Origin of the sequence: Methylobacterium sp. ME121 (assembly GCF_000974725.1) — a bacterium.
GTDB lineage: Bacteria > Pseudomonadota > Alphaproteobacteria > Rhizobiales > Beijerinckiaceae > Methylobacterium > Methylobacterium radiotolerans.
Genome location: NZ_BBUX01000024.1, coordinates 46,284 through 62,629, shown reverse-complemented (window position 1 = coordinate 62,629; position 16,346 = coordinate 46,284). Strand labels below are relative to the sequence as shown.

Here is a 16,346-nt window from a genome sequence, read left to right as displayed (position 1 = left end):
TCAGCCCGCCCCCAGGCGCCGACCGGCCCGCCGCGCCAGGAATTCCGAGACCAGCAGCGCCGTGACCGACAGCGCGATCGAGATCAGGGTGAGGCGCAGGGCCGGCCCCTCTCCGCCGGGGACCTGCGTCAGCGTGTAGATCGCCGACGGCAGCGTCTGGGTCTCGCCCGGGATGTTCGACACGAACGTGATGGTCGCGCCGAACTCCCCCATCGCCTTGGCGAAGGCCAGCACGGCCCCCGCGAGGCAGCCGGGCAGGCTGAGCGGCAGCGTGATCGTCAGGAACACCGCGAAGGGGTTCGCGCCCAAGGTCCCGGCCGCCTGCTCCAGGCGCCGGTCCACGGCCTCGATCGACAGCCGCATCGCCCGCACCATGAGCGGGAAACCCATCACCGCGCAGGCCAGCGCCGCCCCGGTCCAGCGGAAGGAGAAGACCACGCCGATCTCGGCGAGGGGCGCGCCGAGCGGGCCGCGCCGGCCGAAGGCCAGCAACAGCAGGTAGCCGGTCACGACCGGGGGCAGGATCAGCGGCAGGTGGACCAGCCCGTCCAGCAGGGCGCGGCCGGGAAACCGGCGCCGCGCCAGCAGCCACGCCACGGCGAGCCCGGGCACGAGGCTCGCGAGCGTCGCCACCGTCGCCACCCGCAGGCTCAGGCCGACGGCGGTCCACTCGTCCGGCGTGAGGCCGAGCAAGGGGGCGGCGCGCCGCTACTGGCTGGCGCCGGGCTGCGCGACCACCGTGAAGCCCTGGCGCTCGAAGGAGCCCCGGGCCTCCGGGCCGCGCAGGTAGCCGAGCAGCGTCCCGGCATCCGGGTTGCGCGACTCCCGGGTCACCGCCGCCGGATAGACGATCGGCGGGTGGCTGTCGGCCGGGAAGGTCGCGACCACGTGGACGCTCGGGTCCGCGGCCGCGTCGGTGGCGTAGACGATGCCGAGCGGCGCCTCGCCCCGGGCGACCAGCAGGAGGGCGGCGCGCACGTTCTCGGCCTGGGCGACCTGCCCCTTCACGGCGTCCCAGGCGCCGAGCTTCTCCAGGGCGGCCTTGCCGTACTTGCCGGCGGGCACGGCGTCGATCGTCGCCATCGCCAGCCGCCCGCCGCCGAGCATCCGCGTCAGCGTGGTGCCGAGGTTCGGCGCCAGGGCCACCTGCGGATCCGAGGCGCTGTCCTTCGGCCCCGGGGCGATCAGCACCAGGGCGTTGCGCAGGAGGTCGATCCGCGAGCCGGCCTTCAGCAGCCCGGCCCGGTCGACGTAATCCATCCACGCGAGGTCGGCCGAGATGAACAGGTCCGCCGGCGCCCCCGCCTCGATCTGCTTCGCGAGGGCGTTCGAGCCGGCGTAGGAGATCCGCGCGGTCTTGCCGGTCGCCTTCGTCCAGGCGGCGGCGGCGTCGTCGAGGGCGTTCTTGAGACTCGCGGCGGCGAACACGACGACCGGTGCGTCCGCTCGCGCGGCCCTGTCCGTCGGCGCGAGGGTCAGGGCCGCGAGCGCGCCGGCGACCAGGATCCGTCGGGTCAGGGGCATCGGTGGGAACTCCCGGTCGCGACCCGCTATATACGGCGGGGAACGACGGGGATCATAGGCGCGCGCGGACACTCGGCCAAGGGCCGGCCGCCCCGAGGGGTGGCGCGGCTCCCGTCACGTCAGCCGAGCTCGGCCTCTTGCCGGTCCTTGGGCTCGGCCTCTGCCCGATGCAGGCGGCTCAGCAGGACGAGGAGATGGCCCGGGATGGGCCCGTCCGGTGCGGGGCCGCCGAAGATCCGCTCGCGCGGTCGGGCAGGCACGGCCGCACCGTTGACGACCACGGGCCCGCGGGGGCCGGAACGCCGGGACTTGGTCACGCTGTACGCACCCTGCTCAATCGTGATTCACGTAAAAAGCCGGCAAAAACGCCGCTGTCAGCGGCCGGTTCCGCGGCTGCGGTACATCATTTGGTTAACGCGCGACCATCCTGCCGCATTCCTGGGCACCCGCTCGCGCGAATCTGAGGGCGCGACCTCACCAGGTGCGGATGTCGTGCCGCTCGGTCGGGCGCGTCTCCGGCAGGCCGTTCATGCCGTTCGCGACCAGCACCGCCCAGAGCGTGGCCGCGGCCGTGGTCACGGCCGCGAAGGCGACGCTGATGAGGAGAGGCGCGGTCATGGCGGCACGATCGTCTGTCAAAACCGGCGCGCCGCTCCGGAACGAGCGGCGCGCCCGAGTTGAGGGTCTGGCCTTGGGGAAGCCGAGATTGTTTAAGCACACGCAGTGGCTGTGGACACTGCTTTGGGTCGCGGGAAAGATAAGTATTGGCGCTTGTGACTGTCCGGCAACAACGGGTCGGGCCGCCGGTCCGCTCCGCCGCCCCGCCCCTGCCGGGCCCGTATTTTTTCGCGTCAGCCCCTGGGCTGCGGCCCGGCCCGGCGTTACAGCCGGGCACCATGCTCGAAGGCCTGCCGCCCCACCGCCCGTCCCACGTCCTGCGTCTGCTGACCGACGAACGCTCGGCCCGCGCGATGACCGACCTGCTGGGCGAGATGTTCGATCCCACGGAGACCGCGGTGGCGGCCTTCGAGGACGAGGACGGGCGCACGTGGCGCCTGGAGGCCTATTTCGCGGACGCGCCCGACGAGGACTACATCCGCGCGCTGATCCGCCCGGTCATCGGCGACGCGGCCGACGCGGCGGAATTCCGCACGATCGCGCAGCAGGACTGGGTGCGCGCGTCGCTGGAGGGCCTGAAGCCGGTCCGGGCCGGCCGGTTCCTCGTCCACGGCGCGCACGACCGCGACTCCGTGCGGGGCAATGATCTGGCCATCGAGATCGAGGCCGCCCTCGCCTTCGGCACCGGGCATCACGGGACGACCCTGGGCTGCCTCCGCGCCCTGGTCTCGGAGCTCAAGCGCCGGCGTCCGGTCCACGTCCTCGACGTCGGTACCGGTACCGGGATCCTCGCCTTCGCGGCCGCCAGGGCCCTGCGGCAGCCCGTGGTGGCCGGCGACCTCGACGCGGAGGCCGTGCGCACGGCCCGCGAGAACGCCCGCGCCAACGGGCTCGGCCCCTATCTCAAGCTCTACGAGGGGCCCGGGGTCCGCCACCGCCTCGCCGACCGGTCGCGCCATTTCGATCTCGTCTTCGCCAACATCCTGGCCCGGCCCCTCAGGCTCCTCGCGCCGACGCTGGCGCGGGTCGTCGCCACCGAGGGTGTGCTGGTCCTGTCGGGCCTGATCGAGCGCGACGTGCCCGGCGTGCTCTCCGCCTACCGCCTCCAGGGCTTCTCCCTCGTGCGGCGCGGCGTGATCGAGGGGTGGGTCGCCCTGGTCCTGACGCGCGGCGGTGCGGCACCGCGTCCGCGGCGCTGAACCGCGCGGAACCGCCCAGAACTCCGCGCGCGCCGGCGTGTTGTCCGGCCATGAGCCAGACGTCGCTCCACGATCCGCCCGCGGACCCGATCGCCGAGGGCGCCCGCGCCCGGGCGCAGGGCCGTCCCAAGGATGCCTGCCCCTATCCGGCCGATTCGCCCGCGCGCCGAGCGTGGATCGAGGGCTACGACGGCGCGCCCGCGGATCGCGCGCCGGACCTGCCGGTCACGAACGGCTGATCAGCGCGCGGTGCGCAGCCGGCCCGGCCGATCCGGCTCGTCCGCGGTCTCGGCCGGCGCCCCCGCCGCGTCCACCTGTGACACGGGCGCGCCGAGCGCCGCCATCAGCGCGCGCAGGCCGTCGATCCACTCCTCGAGTTCGGCGAGCGAGTCGAAACCGTCGCGGCGGACCACCGTGTCGGGCTCGATCGTCACGACGGCGTCGAAGCGGCCGTCGGGTCTGTCGCTGATCCGGTAGTAAACGCGGCGGGGCATGTCTGAGTAATAAGCGAAAATCCGCGGCGTGATAAGATTGCTAACGATTTTTAAGCACCGCAACCGACCTCCGACCGACCTCTTTGTCGTGAGAACAGGGTGTTGCGACGCGGGAGCGGCGGGCGCTAGGCTCCGCGGATGACCGAGACCCGCACGTCCCGACCGCGTCAGCGCTTCCAGAGCTTCGACGACCCGAGCCACCGGAAGGGCGCCGAGCGGATCGAGGCGCTGCGGGCGGCCCTGCGCGAGACCGGGCTCGACGGCTTCGTCGTGCCGCGGGCCGACGAGCACCAGTCCGAATACGTTCCCGCCGACGCCGAACGGCTCGCCTGGCTCACCGGCTTCACCGGCTCGGCCGGGACGGCCGTGATCCTGATGGAGTCGGCGGCGCTGGTCGTCGACGGGCGCTACACCCTGCAGGCGCCCGAGCAGGTCGATACCGGCCTCGTCACGGTGGTACCGCTCGCCGAAACGACGCCGGAGGCCTGGATCGGCGCCAACCTGCGGCGCGATCAGGTGCTCGGCTACGATCCGTGGCTGCACACGCCGGACGGTCTGGCGCGCCTGGAGCGGGCCGTGACCCGCGCCGGCGGCGCGGTGCGGGCGGTGCCGAACCTCGTCGACGCGGTCTGGGCCGGGCGGCCGCGGCCGCCGGCCGGACCGGTGGTGGTCCACCCGGACGCGCTGTGCGGCGAGGCGTCCGCCGACAAGCTCGGCCGGATCCGGGCGGCGCTCGCCGAGGGCGGCTGCGACGCCCTGGTGATCTCCGACCCGCACAATCTCGCCTGGGCCTTCAACCTGCGCGGGGCCGACGTCGGCCACACGCCCCTGGCGCTGGGCTACGCGATCCTTCCGCGCGAGGGGCCGGCCCGGCTGTTCCTCGTCTCGCCGAACGTCGATCCGGCCCTGCGGGCCGCGCTCGCGCCGGTCGCCGAGATCCTGCCGCGGGCGGACCTGGACGACGGGTTGGCGTCCCTGGCGGGCGTGCGCGTCCGCCTCGACGCGTCGACCGGCGCCGTCGCCCTGAAGGAGAAGATCGAGGCCGCCGGCGGCACGGCCGATGTCGGCAAGGACCCGATCACCGGCATGAAGGCGGTCAAGAACGCCGCTGAGATCGCGGGCGCCCGCGCCGCCCATGTCCGGGACGGGGCGAGCGTCGTGCGCTTCCTCGCCTGGCTCGACGGGGCGGCCGCGGCCGGCGGCCTCACCGAGATCGCCGCCGTCGAGGCCCTGGAGGATTTCCGGGCCACGGGCGGCGACCTGCGCGAGGTCTCCTTCCCCACCATCTCGGGATCCGGACCGAACGGGGCGATCGTCCACTACCGGGTGAGCCGCGCCACCGACCGGACGGTCCGGCCGGGCGAGCTGTTCCTGATCGATTCCGGGGCGCAGTACCCGGACGGGACCACCGACATCACCCGCACGGTCGCGGTCGGCGCGCCGAGCCCCGAGATGCGCGACCGCTTCACGCGCGTGCTGAAGGGGCACGTCGCCATCGCGCGGGCGGTGTTCCCGGTCGGCACGACCGGCGCCCAGATCGACGCCTTCGCGCGGGCGCCGCTCTGGCAGGCCGGTCTCGACTTCGACCACGGCACCGGTCACGGCGTCGGCGCCTTCCTGTCGGTGCACGAGGGGCCGCAGCGGATCGCCAAGACCGGCACGGTGGCGCTGGAGCCCGGCATGATCCTGTCGAACGAGCCGGGCTACTACGCCCGCGGCGCCTACGGCATCCGGATCGAGAACCTCGTCCTGGTCGAGTCCCGCGCGATCGCGGGCGGCGAGCGCCCGATGCTCGGCTTCGAGACGCTGACGCTCGCCCCCTACGACCGCCGGCTGATCCGGCCGGACCTGCTCGAACCCGGGGAGCGGGCCTGGATCGACGCCTACCATGCCCGGGTGCGCGAGACCCTGGCGCCCGGGCTCGACACCGCCGCGCGCGACTGGCTGGAGCGGGCGACGGCGCCGCTGGAGGGGTGAGCCGGCCGCACGGGACCCCGGACGGGACCCCGGACGCGGTCCATGGTAAGACCCGGCGCCACGGAAACGCCCGCGCCGGGCGAGAGACGCCGCGCGTGAAACCGCGACCGCCCCGCGCGCGAAGGGACAGCATGATCCGCCGCCTCGCCATCCTGATCCTGGCCCTCGCCGCGAGCCTCTCGGCCGCCGCGGCGCAGGGGTTTCCGCAGGGCTTCCGCACGCCCGCGGACCTCGTGCGCGCGAGCCTCGTGGCCGAGCCCGCCGCGGTCGCCGGCGCGCAGCCCTTCACGCTGGCCGTGCGGATGCAGATCAAGCCCGGCTGGCACGTCTACTGGCGCAATCCGGGCGATTCCGGCCTGCCCCCGGAGGTGACCTGGACCCTGCCGGCCGGCTTCAACGCCGGCGCGATCCGGTGGCCGGCGCCGGAGCGCATCCCGATCGCGACCCTCATGAACTACGGCTACGAGGGCGAGGTCACGCTCCTCGTGCCGGTGACGCCGCCGCCGAGCCTCGACCCGGCGGACCCGGTGCGGATCCAGGCGAAACTGACCTACCTCGTCTGCGAGACCGAGTGCGTCCCCGGCTCGGCCGACCTCGCCCTGACTCTGCCCGTGGGCAAGGCCGAGCCGGACCCGGCCAGCGCCGCGCTGTTCGCGCGCGCGCGCGCCGCGCTGCCCGTGCCGGCGCTCTGGCCCCTGCGCCTGTCGAGCCAGGGCGACACCCTGCGCCTCGATTTCGCCGCGACCGGTCTCAAGCCCGAGGCGCTCCGCAACGCCGCGTACTTCCCCTACGCCGAGACCGCGATCGACAACGCCGCCGCCCAGGTGATGACCGTCGACGAGACCGGCCTGCACCTGACCCTCGCGCGGAGCAGCCCGACCGATCCGGTGCCCACCGCGCTGCCCGGCGTCCTGACGGTCGACGAGGTCGACGCCGCCGGGACCCGCCGGCTCGCCTTCGCGTACGGCGACGAGCCGGTGCTCCCGGCCGCCGCGGCGCCGGCCCCGACCGCGCCGAACCCGGCCTCGACCGCGCCGGCAACCTCCGACTTCGACGCGCTGACCCTCGCGACCGCCGCGGCCTTCGCCTTCCTCGGCGGCCTGATCCTCAACCTGATGCCCTGCGTCTTCCCGGTCCTGTCGATCAAGGTCCTGAGCCTCGTGCGGCACGCGGGCGAGGGGCCGGCCCGGCTGCGGCTCCACGGCCTCGCCTACACGGCCGGCGTCCTGGCGAGCTTCCTGGCGCTCGCCGCCGCGCTGATCGGCCTGAAGAGCGGCGGGGCCGCGATCGGCTGGGGGTTCCAGCTGCAATCGCCCGCCGTGGTCGCGGGGCTCGCCTACCTGCTGTTCGCGATGGGCCTGAGTCTCTCCGGCGCGGTCCATGTCGGCGGGCGGCTCGCCGGCCTCGGCGACGGCCTCACCCGGCGCGCCGGCCTGAGCGGCTCGTTCTTCACGGGCGTGCTCGCCACCCTGGTGGCGACGCCCTGCACGGCGCCGTTCATGGGCTCGGCGGTGGGCTTCGCGCTGACCCAGAGCGCCGGCGTGGCGCTCGCCGTCTTCGCCAGCCTCGGCCTCGGCCTCGCCCTGCCCTTCCTGCTCCTGACCCTCTGGCCGCCGGCCCTGCGGGCACTGCCGCGGCCGGGCGCCTGGATGGAGACCCTCAAGCAGGTGCTGGCCTTCCCGGTCTACGCCACCGTCGCGTGGCTGATCTGGGTGCTGGCGCAGCAGGTCGACCCGCGCGGGCAGCTGGCGGCGCTGATCGGCCTCGTGCTCGTGGGCTTCGCCGCCTGGGCCTGGGAGCACGGCCGCGCCGCCGCGCCGCGGACGGGTCGGATCGCGCAGGCCGCCGCGGCGCTGGCGCTGATCGCGGTCGCCTCCCTCGCCGTCACCCTGCCCCGGAGCAGCGCCGCGCCGGCGGCGCAGGCCGCCGCCGACGGGGTCGAGCCGTTCACGCAGGCGCGCCTCGACGCCCTTCTCGACGCGCACCGCCCCGTCTTCGTCGACATGACCGCCGCCTGGTGCATCACCTGCGCGGTCAACGAGGCGACCTCGCTCAACACCAGGGCGGTGCGGTCCGCGATGGCCGAGCGCGGCGTGACTTACATGAAGGGCGACTGGACCAACCAGAACCCCGAGATCACCCGCCTCCTGGAGAAGCACGGGCGCAGCGGCGTCCCGCTCTACCTGCTCTACACCGGGACGGGGGAGCCCCAGGTGCTCCCGCAGATCCTGACCGAGGGGACGGTCCTGGCGGCGCTGGAGGCGGTGCCGGCCGCCGCGGGACGGAGCGCGGCGCTGGCGCGCTGAACCCGTCCGCGGTCTCGGGCGCCTGAGCAGAGACGGCGCGCCGGAGCGATCTGTCGCTCCGGCAGTCCATGGGGCCTCCTCAGGCCTCGAGCGAGAAGGTCTCGTCGAAGGCGTAGCCCGAGCCGCGGACCGTGCGGATCGGGTCGGCCTGGCGCGGGCCGTTCAGCGCCTTGCGCAGCCGCCCGACATGCACGTCCACCGTGCGCTCGTCGATGTAGACGTCGTGGCCCCAGACCCCGTCGAGGAGCTGCTCGCGGGAGAAGACCCGGCCCGGCGCCAGCATCAGGAATTCCAGCAGCCGGAACTCTGTCGGGCCCAGATGCAGCTCCTCGCCGCCGCGACGGACGCGGTGGCCGGTGCGGTCGAGCTCCAAATCGCCCGCCGCCAGCCGGTCCGAGACGTGGGCGGGCTTGGCCCGGCGCAGCAGCGCGCGGATCCGGGCGAGCAGTTCCGGCACCGAGAACGGCTTGACGATGTAGTCGTCGGCGCCCGTGCCGAGACCGCGGACGCGGTCGCCCTCCTCGCCCCGGGCGGTGAGCATGATCACCGGCAGGCGCTCGGTCTCCCGGCGCGCCCGGATCCGGCGGCACAGCTCGATCCCGGAGAGGCCGGGCAGCATCCAGTCGAGCAGGACGAGGTCCGGGATCCGCTCCGCCAGGAGCAGCTCGGCGTCGTCGCCGCGCGCCGCCGAATCCACCAGGAAGCCCTCGGCCTCCAGGTTGTAGCGCAGCAGCGTGGTCAGCGCCTCCTCGTCCTCGACGATCAGGACTTGCATGCTCACGTTCGACGACTCGTTCTACCGGCGGTCCCGCGGATGGTGCAGGAGGCGCCGCCCGGCCTCAACCTGCACGGTTACTGGCCCCGGCCATGCCCGCAGGAAGGCCGGGGTCGGGGGCTCACGGCGCCTGGAGTCCGTCCACCGTCGCGTAGTTCGACGCGTCGTTCTTCGGCCGGTCGCCCGCCAGGGTCTCGCCCGTGGCGAGGTAGTGGATCGTCTCGGCGATGTTGGTGGTGTGGTCGCCGATGCGCTCGACGTTCTTGGCGCAGAACAGCAGATGCGTGCAGAACGAGATGTTGCGCGGGTCCTCCATCATGTAGGTCAGGAGCTCGCGGAACAGGGAATTGTACAGGGCGTCGATCTCACCGTCGCGCTCCCAGACGTCGTGGGCCGCCTGGACGTCGCGGCTCGCGTAGGCGTCGAGCACGTCCTTGAGCTGGCCCTCGGCGAGGTCGCTCATGTGGCGCACGCCGAGCACGATCTTCTGGGCCGGAGCCTGGTCGGAGATCGCCACCACGCGCTTGGCGACGTTCTTGGCGAGGTCGCCGATCCGCTCGAGATCGCCGGAGACGCGGATCGCCGAGATGGTCTCGCGCAGGTCGATCGCCAGCGGCTGGCGCCGGGCGATCAGCAGCACGGCGCGCTCCTCGATGTCCCGCTGCAGCGCGTCGAGGCGCTTGTCGGCGAGGATCACCGCCTGGGCGAGCGTGTCGTCCCGGCGCACGAGGGCATCGGTCGCCTCCGCGGTCATCTTCTCGGCGACGCCGCCCATCTCCGAGATCGAGCGACGCAGGTTCTCCAGGTCGGTGTCGTAGGAGGTGACGATATGGCCGGGCATGGCGGATCCTTCGATGGGGTCCCGGGGACGGCCCTCCGGGAGGTTTGCGGATCCGCCGACGCGCCGGAGACGCGAGCGGCGGTCCCGGGACCGGAGCGGCCCGGCAGACTAGCCGAAGCGGCCGGTGATGTAGTCCTGCGTGCGGCGCTCCGTCGGATTCATGAACATCCGGTTGGTCGGACCGAACTCGACGAGCTGCCCCAGATACATGAAGGCGGTGAACTGCGAGATGCGCGCCGCCTGCTGCATGTTGTGGGTGACGATCACGATGGTGAACTCGTCGCGCAGCTGCTCGATCAGCTCCTCGATGCGGCCGGTGGAGATCGGGTCGAGGGCCGAGGTCGGCTCGTCGAACAGGATCACCTCCGGACGCTGCGCCACCGTCCGGGCGATGCACAGGCGCTGCTGCTGGCCGCCCGACAGGCCGGTCCCCGGCTGCCGGAGCTTGTCCTTCACCTCGTCCCAGAGGGCGGCCTTGCGCAGCGATTCCTCGATCCGGCCGTCGAGCTCGGATTTCGGCAGCTTCTCGTAGAGGCGCAGGCCGAAGGCCACGTTGTCGTAGATCGACATCGGGAACGGCGTCGGCTTCTGGAACACCATGCCGATGCGCGAGCGCAGCTCGTTCAGGTCGACGGAGGGGCTGAGGATGTTCTCGCCGTCGAGCAGGATCTCGCCCTCCGCGCGCTGCTCCGGGTAGAGGCTGTAGATCCGGTTGAAGCAGCGCAGCAGGGTGGACTTGCCGCAGCCGGAGGGGCCGATCAGCGCCGTCACCTGCCGGTCGTGGAAGTTGAGGTTGACGTCCTTCAGCCCGTGGAAGCTGCCGTAGTAGAAGTTCAGGTCCTTGACGGCGATCCGCACGGGGCCGCCCTCTTCGGCGCGGTTGCGGTTCAGCTCGACCGTCGGGATCGCGGAGGCGGCGTTCATCGTCGTGTCCTCGAAAGGGGGCTCAGCGCGAGGCCTGCGGCTTGATCACGAGGCGCGCGATGATCGACAGCGCCAGGATGGTCGCGGTGATCAGGAGCGCGCCCGCCCAGGCGAGGCCCTGCCAGTTCGGGTAGGGCGAGAGGGCGAACTGGTAGATCATCACCGGCAGGTTCGCGACGCCGCCCATCAGGTTGGCCGAGAACCAGGAATTGTTGTTGAGCGCGGTGAACAGCAGCGGCGCGGTCTCGCCGGCGATGCGGGCGAGCGCCAGGATGATGCCGGTGACGATGCCGGCCGAGGCCGCCCGCCAGGTCACGCTCATGATCACCGTCGAGGGCGGCGCGCCGAGCGCCGCGCCGGCCTCCCGCAGGGTTCCGGGGACGAGGCGCAGCATGTCCTCGGTGGTGCGCACGATCACCGGCACGGCGATGATCGCGAGCGCCACGCCGCCGGCCCAGCCCGAGTAGGTGCCCATCGGCCGCACCATCAGCGTGTAGACGAACAGGCCGATCAGGATCGACGGCGCCGAGAGCAGGACGTCGTTGAGGAAGCGGATCAGGGCCGCCAGCTTCGAGCCGCGCCCGTACTCGGCGAGGAAGGTCCCGGCCATGACGCCGACCGGTGTGGCGATCAGGATGCCGATCCCGGTCAGCACGAGGCTGCCCAGGATCGCGTTGGCGATGCCGCCGCCCTCGGAGCCCGGGCCCGGGGTCGGGTTGGTGAACAGGGTGGGCGTGAAGCCGCGCACGCCCTGGACGATCAGCATCACCAGGATCGAGCCGAGGACCAGGGCGCCCACCACCGTCGCGGCGGTGCAGGCGACGCGCAGGGCCCGGTCGGCGACGCGGCGTCCCTGGCGGACGCGGCCGGGGCGGCGCTGGGCGGCCGGGGCGATCGTGCTGGAGGAAACCATCGCGCGTGCTCCTCAGGCGGCCTTGACGCGGCGCGTCAGCAGCCGGGCGATGATGAGCACCACGAAGGTGATCACGAACAGGATGCAGCCCAGGGCCATCAGCGCGTTCAGCTGAAGGCCGTCCGCCTCGTTGAACTCGTTGGCGATGCGCGACGCGATGGTCGAGCTCGGGTCGAAGATCGAGGCCGAGAGCCGGTTGGCGTTGCCGACCACGAAGGTCACCGCCATCGTCTCGCCGAGCGCCCGGCCGAGGCCGAGCATGATCGCGCCGATGATCGAGACCGCCGCCTGCGGCACCAGCACGTGGCGCACGACCTCCCAGGTGGTGCAGCCGATGCCGTAGGCGCTCTCGCGCAGCACGGTCGGGATCTGGTCGAGCATGTCCCGGGCGATCGAGGCGATGAACGGCACGATCATGATCGCCAGGATGATCCCGGCGGTGAACACGCCGACGCCCGACGGTACCCGGGCGTAGAACAGCGTGCCGACGATGGGCATGCCCTCCACGAGGTTCGAGACCGGGATCTGGACGTAGCGCGCGAAGAGCGGCGCGAACACGAACAGGCCCCACATGCCGTAGATGATGCTCGGCACGGCGGCGAGCAGCTCGATCGTCATGGCGACCGGCTTGCGGGCCCAGCCCGGGCAGAGCTGGGTGAGGTAGACCGCGATGCCCAGCGAGACCGGCACGCCGATCAGCAGGGCCAGGAAGGCGGAGGCGACGGTCCCGATCACCGCGACCAGGGCGCCGTACTGCTCGGTCCCGACGTTCCAGGCGCTGGAGGTCAGGAAGCCGAAGCCGAACTCGCGGAAGGCGGGCCAGCCGCCGTACAGGATCGAGCCGAGGATGCCGGCGAGCACGAGCAGCACCAGCAGGGCCGCGCCGTACGAGCAGGTCCGGAACAGCGTGTCGAGGCTCCGGCTCGGCGCCTTCCGCGCGGTCGCGGTACGGGTTCGGCCGAGGGCGATCGATTCGGTCAAAGCGGGCATCCGCGGTTCTCTGCGAAGGGGGGCGTGGTAGCGCGCTGCGTTCCCGGAAGCGAGGGAGGAGGTTCTCACCTCCTCCCGGCCACGCTCACATGTTGAGGACAGGCTTGCCGTCCTTGCCCTTCACGTCCTTCCACTCCTGGTGGATCAGTTCGACGACGTTGTCCGGCAGCGGGACGTAGTCGAGGTCGGTGGCGAGCTTGTCGCCGTTCTTGTAGGCCCAGTCGAAGAACTTCAGCACGGCGGCGGACTTGGCCGGATCGGCGGCGTCCTTGTGGACCAGGATGAAGGTCGCCGCCGTGATCGGCCACGCCTCCTCGCCCGGCTGGTTGGTCAGCGAGATGCCGAAGCCCGGGGCGGCCTTCCAGTCGGCGCTGGCGGCCGCGGCCTGGAACGCCTTGTCGTCGGGCTGCGGGTACTTGCCGGCCTTGTTCTGCAGCAGGGCGTAGGAGAGCTTGTTCTGCTTGGCGTAGGCCGACTCGACGTAGCCGATCGCGTTCGGCACCTGCTTCACGGTGGCGGTGACGCCCTCGTTGCCCTTGCCGCCCTGACCCACCGGCCAGGAGATCGTCGTGGCCGCGCCGTACTCCTTCTTCCAGGGCTCGGAGACCTGGGACAGGTAGGTGGTGAAGATGTTGGTCGTGCCCGACGCGTCGGAGCGGTAGACCGGGGTGATGTTGGCGTCGGGGAGCTTCAGCCCGTCATTGAGCTTGGCGATCCGCGGATCGCTCCACTTCGCGATCTTGCCGGCGTAGATGTCGGCCAGCACGTCGCCGGTGAGCTTGAGCTTGCCCGGCTCGATCCCCGGGATGTTCACGACCGGCACGACGCCGCCCATCACGGTCGGGAACTGGACGAGGCCGTCCTTGGACAGCTGCTCGGCCTTCAGGGGCGCGTCCGTGGCGCCGAAATCGACCGTCTTGGCCTGGATCTGCTTGATGCCGCCGCCGGAGCCGATCGACTGGTAGTTGAGGCCCGAGCCGGTCTCCTTGCGATAGGCCTCGGCCCACTTGGAGTAGACCGGGAAGGGGAACGTGGCGCCAGCGCCGGTGATATCGGCGGCGAGCGCCGCGGACGCCAGCTGAACCGTCGCGAGGCCGACGGCGAGCGCGTAAGCGAAGGGTCTCAAAGGAATCTCCGTTGCCGTCGGGCAAGAGCCTGCGCTGCCCCGCCGGCAAGCCCATGCCCGCGGCAGAGCCCTGCGGCCGATCTTCCGAAGAGACCCAGCGCCGGCCGCCCGATGGCCGGGCGGTTACGACAAGTAGATGACACCCGGATGACACGCGGGGTGACACGGCGCTCCGCCCGGGCGCGGCACGGTTCCGGGCTCTCGCGCGTTCCTCTCTGCCAGGAGCGGCAGCCGGCAGCAGAAGGACGCGCGGATCGTGGGCGGCGACGAGGTGGGTGCAGCGACGGAATCCGATCCGGCCTGGCAGGCCCTGCACGCCGAGCGGGAAGCCGTGGAGCGGGCCCTGGCGCTGGCGCAGGCCCGTCAGAAATTCAGCCGCGATCCGGAGGCGGCGTCGGCGGCGCGCGTCGAGGAGGCGGAGCTGCTGGTGAGCCTCGACCGGGTGCTGACGCTGATTCGCGCGGCCGAGTATCGTCGGCGGCCGGGCGCGCGCCGCTGGTAGCGCCCGCGGTGCCGGGTCAGACCGCCCGGCGCAGCTCCCGCTCCTTCTGGCGCAGGCGCAGGAGCAGCTCGACATGCGTGTCGGTGATCGGCTGCGTGTCGACGCTGCCCTCGTAGACCGTGCGGAGCGTGAGGCCGAGCTGGCGGGTGTCGACCGCCCGCTTCAGAGGCTGTCCCGCAGGCAGAGACCCATCGGACTCGACGACTGACGGCTTCATGGCTCCCTCCCGCCCTTCCACCGCCCAAACCTGCCGCGGTACCGGGATGGCCGTACTCTCACGATGAATGGTTAACGAATCATTACCTTCAACCAACGGTTAAGGTTGTCGCCCGACTACGCGTCGGCGCCCTGCAGGAGCCGCGCCGCGGCCGCCCGGGCCTCGTCGGTGACGGTGGCGCCCGCCAGCATCCGGGCGATCTCCTCCCGGCGCTCGGCGACCGGCAGGCTCGCCACGCGCGTGGCGACGCGGCTGGCCCCTTTCACCGGCGCCTTGGCGATCAGGAAATGCGTCTCGGCCCGCGCGGCGACCTGGGGGGCGTGGGTCACCGCCACCACCTGCACGGTGGCCGCCAGCCGCGCGAGCCGCATCCCGATGGCGTCCGCCACCGCGCCGCCCACGCCGGTATCGATCTCGTCGAAGATGAGCGTCGGGGCCGAGCCCTTGTCGGCCAGCACGACCTTCAGCGCCAGCATGAAGCGCGACAGCTCGCCGCCCGAGGCGACCTTCATCATCGGGCCGGGCTTGGTCCCGGGATTGGTCTGGGCCCAGAACTCGACCCGGTCGGTTCCCGCCGGATCGCGGGAGTCCGGGTCCGTGGCGATCTCGGTGATGAAGCGGGCCCGTTCCAGCTTGAGCGGCGGCAGCTCGGCCTTCACGGCCGCGTCGAGCTGCTTGGCCGCCCGGCGCCGCCCGGCGCTGAGCTTCTCGGCCGCCTCGGTATAGGCGGCCTCCGCCGTCGCGAGCGCCTGCTCCAGCCCGGCCAGCGCCGCCTCGCCGGCATCGATCGCCGCCACGTCGCCGGCGTAGCGCTCCGCCAGGGCCGCGAGGTCGTCGGCCGGGACATCGTACTTGCGCGACGCGGCGCGCAGGGCGAAGAGCCGCTCCTCGACGCGCTCCAGGTCGCGGGGGTCGAACTCCGTCTCGGCCACCGCCGCCTCGAGCACCGCGCGGGCCTCGTCGAGGGCGACCATGGCGGCGTCGAGGGCGTTCACGCACGGGTCAACCAGGGCCGGCAGCTGCGCGGCGCGCCGCTCCAGCTTGCGCAAAGCGGCCGAGAGGTGCGGCACGCCGGAGTGGGGGCCGCCGACGGCCTCGAGCGCCTCGTTGAGCTCGCGCGCGACCTTCTCGGATTGCTGCATGATCGTGCGGCGCTCGGCGAGCTGGGCCTCCTCGCCCGCGAGCGGCGCGAGGGCGGCGAGCTCCTCCACGGCGTGGCGCAGGAAGTCGGATTCCTTGCGGGCCGCCTCCACGCGGGCGCGGTGCTCGGCGAGCTCGGTGCGGGCCGTCCGCACGGCCCGCGACGCGGCCGCGACCTTGGCGAGCTGGCTCTGAAGCCCGCCGAAGGCATCGAGGATCGCCCGGTGCGAGGCGGGGTCGGCCAGCGCCCGGTCGTCGTGCTGCCCGTGGATCTCCACCAGGGCCGCGCCGATCGCCCGCAGGACCTGCACGCCCACGGGCTGGTCGTTGACGAAGGCGCGGGTCCGGCCGTCCGCCATCTGGGTCCGGCGCAGGATCAGGTCACCCTCGGTGTCGATCTCGGCCTCGGCCGCGATCCGGCGCGCCGGATGATCGAGGGGCAGATCGAACACGGCCGTGACCGCGCCCTGCGCCTCGCCGTGGCGGACCAGACGGCCGTCGCCGCGGCCGCCGAGCGCCAGGGCGAAGGCGTCGAGAAGGATCGATTTGCCCGCGCCCGTCTCTCCGGTCAGGACGCTGAGCCCCGATCGGAAATTCAGTTCGAGCCTGTCGATCAGGACGATGTCGCGGATCGCGAGCTGCGCCAGCATGCGGCGACGGGGATTCCTCAGGATGGGACCGCAGACATAAGGCCGCCGCGGCTCGGATTCACCCCAAAAATGCGTCGCACCGCGCGGATGGTGCAACGCGCCGGGGGCCGCAATGGGAAAGGCCCGGAGCGGCGGCTCCGGGCCTCGATC

General features: G+C 72.6%; 18 protein-coding genes. 5 read left to right on the top strand and 13 right to left on the bottom strand.

What is annotated here, in order from left to right; genetic code table 11:
* The 4 genes from modB to ME121_RS33710 form a co-directional block, all read right to left on the bottom strand.
* The gene (modB, locus tag ME121_RS16585; RefSeq protein ID WP_012319298.1) at positions 1-693 is read right to left on the bottom strand and encodes a molybdate ABC transporter permease subunit; all 693 of its coding nucleotides are present in this window, start codon (positions 691-693) and stop codon (positions 1-3) included.
* A 15-nt stretch (positions 694-708) separates the two neighbouring features.
* Entirely contained in the window at positions 709-1,524 is an 816-nt protein-coding gene (gene modA / locus ME121_RS16580; protein ID WP_012319299.1) for a molybdate ABC transporter substrate-binding protein, read from the bottom strand.
* 119 nt (positions 1,525-1,643) lie between these two features.
* Entirely contained in the window at positions 1,644-1,784 is a 141-nt protein-coding gene (locus ME121_RS16575) for a hypothetical protein (RefSeq protein WP_244633107.1), read from the bottom strand.
* A gap of 214 nt (positions 1,785-1,998) precedes the next feature.
* On the bottom strand, positions 1,999-2,142 hold the full coding sequence (locus tag ME121_RS33710; protein ID WP_164891278.1) for a hypothetical protein: 144 nt from the start codon (positions 2,140-2,142) through the stop codon (positions 1,999-2,001).
* 278 nt (positions 2,143-2,420) lie between these two features.
* Between ME121_RS33710 and ME121_RS16570 the strand changes: the two genes are divergently transcribed.
* Both ME121_RS16570 and rmf read left to right on the top strand, forming a co-directional pair.
* Entirely contained in the window at positions 2,421-3,341 is a 921-nt protein-coding gene (locus tag ME121_RS16570) for a 50S ribosomal protein L11 methyltransferase (RefSeq protein WP_024830030.1), read from the top strand.
* Between the two features lie 50 nt (positions 3,342-3,391).
* Positions 3,392-3,580 carry a ribosome modulation factor gene (gene rmf / locus ME121_RS16565; RefSeq protein ID WP_012319303.1) on the top strand — a complete coding sequence of 63 codons (189 nt, stop codon included), beginning with the start codon at positions 3,392-3,394 and terminating at the stop codon, positions 3,578-3,580.
* On the opposite strand, the gene ME121_RS16560 is transcribed toward rmf, so the two are convergent.
* A complete protein-coding gene (locus tag ME121_RS16560) occupies positions 3,581-3,835 on the bottom strand; it encodes a hypothetical protein (protein ID WP_012319304.1) in 255 nt (84 codons plus the stop codon).
* A 138-nt stretch (positions 3,836-3,973) separates the two neighbouring features.
* Here ME121_RS16560 and ME121_RS16555 point away from each other — a divergent pair, with 138 nt between their 5' ends.
* Entirely contained in the window at positions 3,974-5,812 is a 1,839-nt protein-coding gene (locus ME121_RS16555) for an aminopeptidase P family protein (protein ID WP_059409213.1), read from the top strand.
* Between the two features lie 131 nt (positions 5,813-5,943).
* Complete coding sequence (locus tag ME121_RS16550) at positions 5,944-8,118, top strand: protein-disulfide reductase DsbD family protein (protein WP_012319306.1); 2,175 nt, start codon at positions 5,944-5,946, stop codon at positions 8,116-8,118.
* Positions 8,119-8,197: 79 nt separating this feature from the next.
* Here the strand turns inward: ME121_RS16550 and phoB are convergent, their stop codons facing one another.
* The 6 genes from phoB to pstS all read right to left on the bottom strand — a co-directional run bounded on the left by phoB (position 8,198) and on the right by pstS (position 13,687).
* Complete coding sequence (gene phoB, locus ME121_RS16545; RefSeq protein WP_012319307.1) at positions 8,198-8,893, bottom strand: phosphate regulon transcriptional regulator PhoB; 696 nt, start codon at positions 8,891-8,893, stop codon at positions 8,198-8,200.
* A gap of 121 nt (positions 8,894-9,014) precedes the next feature.
* Positions 9,015-9,734 carry a phosphate signaling complex protein PhoU gene (gene phoU / locus ME121_RS16540; RefSeq protein ID WP_012319308.1) on the bottom strand — a complete coding sequence of 240 codons (720 nt, stop codon included), beginning with the start codon at positions 9,732-9,734 and terminating at the stop codon, positions 9,015-9,017.
* Between the two features lie 108 nt (positions 9,735-9,842).
* A complete protein-coding gene (gene pstB, locus ME121_RS16535) occupies positions 9,843-10,658 on the bottom strand; it encodes a phosphate ABC transporter ATP-binding protein PstB (RefSeq protein WP_012319309.1) in 816 nt (271 codons plus the stop codon).
* Positions 10,659-10,680: 22 nt separating this feature from the next.
* Positions 10,681-11,571, bottom strand: coding sequence for a phosphate ABC transporter permease PstA (gene pstA / locus ME121_RS16530; protein ID WP_012319310.1), 891 nt, complete (start codon positions 11,569-11,571; stop codon positions 10,681-10,683).
* Between the two features lie 12 nt (positions 11,572-11,583).
* Positions 11,584-12,561, bottom strand: a complete 978-nt coding sequence (gene pstC / locus ME121_RS16525; protein WP_012319311.1) for a phosphate ABC transporter permease subunit PstC — start codon at positions 12,559-12,561, stop codon at positions 11,584-11,586.
* Positions 12,562-12,646: 85 nt separating this feature from the next.
* Positions 12,647-13,687, bottom strand: a complete 1,041-nt coding sequence (pstS, locus tag ME121_RS16520) for a phosphate ABC transporter substrate-binding protein PstS (protein ID WP_012319312.1) — start codon at positions 13,685-13,687, stop codon at positions 12,647-12,649.
* A gap of 256 nt (positions 13,688-13,943) precedes the next feature.
* Between pstS and ME121_RS16515 the strand changes: the two genes are divergently transcribed.
* Positions 13,944-14,189: a hypothetical protein gene (locus ME121_RS16515; protein WP_024830025.1), complete on the top strand. Its 246-nt coding sequence runs from the start codon at positions 13,944-13,946 to the stop codon at positions 14,187-14,189.
* A gap of 16 nt (positions 14,190-14,205) precedes the next feature.
* On the opposite strand, the gene ME121_RS16510 is transcribed toward ME121_RS16515, so the two are convergent.
* On the bottom strand, positions 14,206-14,406 hold the full coding sequence (locus ME121_RS16510) for a hypothetical protein (protein WP_024830024.1): 201 nt from the start codon (positions 14,404-14,406) through the stop codon (positions 14,206-14,208).
* A gap of 116 nt (positions 14,407-14,522) precedes the next feature.
* Entirely contained in the window at positions 14,523-16,196 is a 1,674-nt protein-coding gene (gene recN, locus ME121_RS16505; RefSeq protein ID WP_024830023.1) for a DNA repair protein RecN, read from the bottom strand.
* Positions 16,197-16,346: the final 150 nt, after the last annotated feature.